The organism is Methanoculleus sp. MH98A (assembly GCF_000691865.1).
Classification (GTDB): Archaea; Halobacteriota; Methanomicrobia; order Methanomicrobiales; family Methanoculleaceae; genus Methanoculleus.
In genome coordinates, this window is the sequence record NZ_JMIO01000110.1 from 1 (window position 1) to 4,867 (window position 4,867).

General features: G+C 62.7%; 4 protein-coding genes and 1 pseudogene. 2 read left to right on the top strand and 3 right to left on the bottom strand.

Annotated features, from left to right (window positions below):
- Nucleotides 1-365, bottom strand: a 365-nt coding sequence (locus EI28_RS11525; protein ID WP_048114996.1) for a hemerythrin domain-containing protein, incomplete at its 3' end; no start/stop codon positions are given.
- A 194-nt stretch (nucleotides 366-559) separates the two neighbouring features.
- On the opposite strand from EI28_RS11525, the pseudogene EI28_RS11530 reads away from it, so the two are divergent.
- Nucleotides 560-1,456, top strand: a pseudogene (locus tag EI28_RS11530) (APC family permease); the annotation flags it as partial.
- Between the two features lie 109 nt (nucleotides 1,457-1,565).
- Nucleotides 1,566-1,871: a hypothetical protein gene (locus EI28_RS15325; protein ID WP_255342099.1), complete on the top strand. Its 306-nt coding sequence runs from the start codon at nucleotides 1,566-1,568 to the stop codon at nucleotides 1,869-1,871.
- A gap of 259 nt (nucleotides 1,872-2,130) precedes the next feature.
- Here the strand turns inward: EI28_RS15325 and EI28_RS11535 are convergent, their stop codons facing one another.
- Both EI28_RS11535 and EI28_RS11540 read right to left on the bottom strand, forming a co-directional pair.
- A complete protein-coding gene (locus EI28_RS11535; protein ID WP_369792292.1) occupies nucleotides 2,131-3,378 on the bottom strand; it encodes an MBL fold metallo-hydrolase in 1,248 nt (415 codons plus the stop codon).
- A gap of 121 nt (nucleotides 3,379-3,499) precedes the next feature.
- The gene (locus EI28_RS11540) at nucleotides 3,500-4,834 is read right to left on the bottom strand and encodes a PQQ-binding-like beta-propeller repeat protein (protein ID WP_048114999.1); all 1,335 of its coding nucleotides are present in this window, start codon (nucleotides 4,832-4,834) and stop codon (nucleotides 3,500-3,502) included.
- Nucleotides 4,835-4,867: the final 33 nt, after the last annotated feature.

A 4,867-nucleotide genomic window follows, 5' to 3' on the forward strand; every position in this document is an offset into this window, starting at 1 on the left:
TGCTGCATCTTGGGGAAGATCTCTTCCTCCTCCTCGCTGATATGGTGTTTTACGTTCTCCTGGATCACCGTTATCTTCGCCACCCAGACGTCCTCTTCCGACATGGACGCGCTGTCGAGCTGGGATAGCAATGATTTGACTGCGTTGTGCTCCTCGATCGACTCGAGGGCTATCTCCTGCATCCCGGACTCCATGAGTTTCGGGTATACGGCCTGCTCCTCCCCGATCATGTGCGGCATGAGGTTCTCTTTCAAGGAGTTGTACTTCTGCTCCCGGTTGCTCGTGCCCTTGCTCGAGAGTTCCGAGAGTTGCGAGAGCACCATTTCGTGCTCCTGCTTCAGGATATCGATAACGTTCTGTGCCATCAGATCACTTCCCCCCGCTCTGCAGGGAAGAAGCCATGAGGGGCGAGACTGGTATATATACGTTATGCGCAGTTCCGTCCCGTAGCCTTGCCTGTCCCCCCGGCAACGATGCATCCGGCTGTGTGGCGTATCGTGCCGATGCCCGATGATAGCCGCCGGATATCCATAAATGCTACAGGCACATAGGATTGTACATGCCGAACGAGGATCGGGACGCCCGGACTCCCGGAACGAAACTCCGGCGCGAGTTGGGTCTTCCCGCGGTCACCCTCTCGGGCGTCGGGATCATCCTCGGGGCCGGGATCTATGCCCTGCTCGGGGAGGCGGCCGGCATGGCCGGCAACGCCGTCTGGCTGACGTTCGCCGTTGCCGCCGCCATCGCCGGGTTCAGCGCACTCGGTTACGCTGAACTCTCGTCGATGTACCCCCGTGCGAGCGCCGAGTTCGAGTACGTCAGAAACGCCTTCGGGAGGAGGCTTGCGTTCGTCGTCGGGTGGCTGATCATCTTCTCCGGCATCCTCGGGGCTGCAACCGTCTCGCTCGGGTTTGCCGGCTACTTCTCGGATCTCGTCGGTTTCCCGCGCGTCCCCTCCGCCATCCTGATCCTCCTCGTCCTTGCCGGGATCCTCTTCTACGGCATCAAGGAGACCGCCCGGGCCGCCATCGCCATGACCCTCATCGAGGTAGGCGGTATCGTCATGGTCATCCTGATCGGCCTCCCGCACCTCGGGCGGGTGGACTATTTCGAGATGCCGCTCGGGGTTTCGGGCCTCCTGCAGGCCTCCGCCCTCGTCTTCTTCGCCTATATGGGATTCGAGGAGATGGTGAAACTCTCGGAGGAGACCAGAAACCCGGAGCGCACCATCCCCATAGCCCTGATTATCGCGCTTGTCATCTCAGTCCTCCTCTACATCCTGGTCTCTCTCGCCGCCGTGTCGGTCGTCGGGTGGGAGCAGCTCGCCGCATCCCGGGCGCCCTTCGCCGACGTTGCATCCGTCGCTCTCGGCCCTGCGGCGTTCACCCTCATCTCCGTCATCGCCCTCTTTGCCACGGCAAACACCGCTCTCCTGATGATGATGGCGTCGTCCCGGATCATCTACGGGATGGCATCCTCCTTCTCGCTCCCACCCATCCTCGCCCGCGTCCACCCCCGGACACGGGACGCCCTGGACAGCTATCGTCGCCGTTGCGCTTGCCTCCATCGCGTTCCTCTTTGCCGGGGAGATCGACTTCGTCGCGAACGTCACGAACTTCACGCTCTTCGTGACGTTTGTCGTCATCAATGCGTCCGTTATTCTGCTTCGCTACCGTGCGCCGGATGCGCCCCGGCAGTTCCGGATACCCGGCAGCATCGGACGGCTCCCGGTCATCCCGGCCGTCGGCATCGCCTCGACGCTCCTTCTCCTCGCCCAGCTGGAGTCTCTGGTGCTGCTGGTCGGCGGGGTCGTGGTCGTTGTCGGTGCGGCGATCGCCCTGGTCGGGGAGCGGCGGTCGGCCGCCGCCTAACTTTCTTTTGCCCGGTAGCGCTCGATGGGCCCGATCGCTTCCAGTTTCCCGTTCGAGAGGATGGATATGGCGCCGTGACCGCACGCGACCAGGCACCGGCGGCCTGACGGGGCGAGTTCCTTGTCCTGGTCACGAATCAGTTCGATCAGCGCCGTCCTTTCCCTGCGGGCGCGGTCGCTGTCGACGTTGACCGAGGTCACCAGGAAGTCGGCGAGCGAGTTATAGCGTTTCCGCTCTTCATCGAGGCTCCCGAAGTTGATCAGCGTATCGGCGGTGAAGATGATCCGTGCGTGGGGCAGAAGAAGTAGACCTGGCCGTGCATGTGCCCGCCCAGGGACTCGAGAACCTCGAACTCGAGGTCGTGGACCGTAAAGCGTGCAATGACGGGAAAGATCGAGCGCATGCCGAGCCTCTCCGCCGCAAAGACTTCGGGGTCCCCGGGCGGGGTGAAGTGCGAGAAGAGGTTGATGACGGTCGTGTAGACCTCTTCGAGGATCGAGGATTCGCTGCGCGACCCGTATGCCCGGTTCGCCCGGCGGATGATCTCGAGCGACCCGGTGTGCGTATACGCCTTCGCTTCAAAAAGCCCGCCCGCCCCGCAGTGGTCGGCATCGGCATGGGTGATATAGATCCTCAGGATATTCCCGGGATCCCCGAGCCCGTAGTGCCGGAACATCCGCACGGCGTCCTCGTGGTATATCCCGTATCCGGTATCGATCATGACGGTCTCGCCAGGGGCCCGGAGCAGGAAGATGTTCCCGCCGCCCGGCATCTGGAAGCAGAAGACCTCGACGTCGTCGGCGAGGCTGATGCGCTGGACGTCCGCGTAAAACCGGTCGCCGGTGGTGTCCCGGAGCGTCCGGCCCGTGAGCAGGATGGACTCGAAGACCTCCCTCGGATCCTGGCCGAGGCTGTTGAGTTCCTGGACGATGTGGTTGACGTCCTGCAGGAGCGAGAGCAGGAACTCGTCCTCGGCCGTCCCGATCAGCCCCCGCACCGCCTGGGCGAACCTGACGTAGAAGACGGTGTCGTCGAGTTTCTCGCCGGTGGTGTCGTACTCGATAATCTCGAGCCGGTAGCGGGATTTCAGCCGGTCGAGCAGGCTCTCGACGATCGCGGTCTCTTCGACGTTTAAGCTGATGGTGACTCTACCCGGGTCGTGCCGCCGGTCATCGAAGTCGATGTAGGCGATGTTTGCCCCCGCACCGGTGATGTAGGTGAGGAGTTCAAAGAGGGAGCCGGGTTCATGGGGAAGGTATACGGAGAATTTGAGAAATCCGAGCGTGGGGAGCGACGCCTGAAGATAGCCGATCGCGTGAAGGTCTTCCTTCATCCGGGAGTAACTCTCCGGTGTGGCGGTCACCTCAAAAAAGACCGTGGCGGGATCGATCCGGCGGTCGTACTGGATGCGGATGATGTTGCCCGAATATGACTTGACGATCTCGGCCGCGCGGTGCAGAGCGCCCGGTTTGTCGGGCATTCTGGCTACGAAAGAGTATTTGTTCACCCGGTTCACCTTATGATTTTAATAGGTGCGCGGCCGTCTTATAAGCATTTTTTCGTGCGGCTTGCAGGAACCGGATCGATAAAAGAAGAATGTTGGGTCCTGCGATCCGCTTGCGATCGCACTACCGGCCTCTGCGCCGCGAGGCAGCGACGACCGCCAGGGCCCCAAGGCAGGCGGCAGCGCAGAACCCGGGCGCCTCCTGCGGCGTCAGGGCCTCGGCGACGGCAACGCCGGCTGCGGGAGTCGTTCTCATGGAGGCATGTGCGCCCTCTCCTGCAGAGGGCGGGGCAGCCGGTTCGGGCTCCTTCATCACGGTCGGCGGGAGCCGGGAGGTGAACGCGAAGTAGTAGACGTTCCGGTTATCGGAGCCGATGACCAGGTAGTCGGCCGATGCTGAGAGCGCAATCCCGGTGACGGCACAGTTCTTCCCGTCGATGTTTTTCATCCTGCCGTACTGCCAGGTTCTGAGCCCGGCGCCGTTCATCAGGTATGCGTACCCCCCACTCGTCCCGGTGCCGAGCGTGGAGCCGTCGGCATCGAGGTGAACCGCGTTCGCCGCGCTCGCCGCCGTCCATACGGTGCCTCCCTTCCCTTCGCCGTCCAGCATGACGACCGCGCCGCCACCGGTTCCGGCGCCGATGATGGTTCCGTCGCCGGTCATCGAGACGCTCTGCACGGCGCTCCCTGCATCATGCGTCCAGAGCACGTCGCCTTCGGCGCCCAGGAGACGGATCGTGCCGTTCTCGGTTCCGGCCGTCACGAACTTACCCTCCGAGCCTACCGCGACGGTGTTGACCGCGCTCTCGAGCAGAATCTTCTGGAGGACGCCTCCCCGGTTGTCGGTGACGAGGAGGTCTCCTGCGATGGTCCCTGCGGCGCAATGGTTTCCGTCCGGGGATATCCCGGCCCCCAGCGTCCTGCTTTTGGCGTCGACCGTCCAGATGACGTGGCCTCCCGCGTCAAGCATCATAAGCCGGTCTCCGGTTCCCGCCACGATGCCGTTCCCGTCGTCGGCGATCCCGACCGCGCTGACCGGGTCGCCGGACGGCACCGTCCAGAGCGTGGTGCCGCTGCTGTTTAAGTGGGTGACGTTCCCGTCGGCGGTTCCGACCACCACGACGGCCCCGTCGGCACGTATATCGACCGCCGTTACGGCGGCCGGAAACCTGGACGTCCAGAGCAGGACGGCAGTGGAGCTTCCTCCTCCGGATCCGGAGGATCCGCCCGATGTCGTCCCACTTCCGCTGTCGGCGTTAAGGAAGAGTTTTGTCCCGACCAGAAACCTGTCCTCTGATGTGGCATTCTCAAGACTATACGCCTGCCCTATCCCGCAGATGAGGCAGAATGCAATGAAGCATGCAAGGATCTTTCTGATCCTTCGGTGCCCGGGTGGTTTGGGGCACGTTATGAGACTGCTATGGGATATTGGAACTGGATAGCACCTGATCCGGGTCATGGTGTGCAGTGATACGGAATAGGTGTATATATA

Bases quoted from the DNA above. Each gene is read 5' to 3' on its own strand.
- EI28_RS11540 (WP_048114999.1), bottom strand. From the start codon at position 4,834: ATGACCCGGATCAGGTGCTATCCAGTTCCAATATCCCATAGCAGTCTC.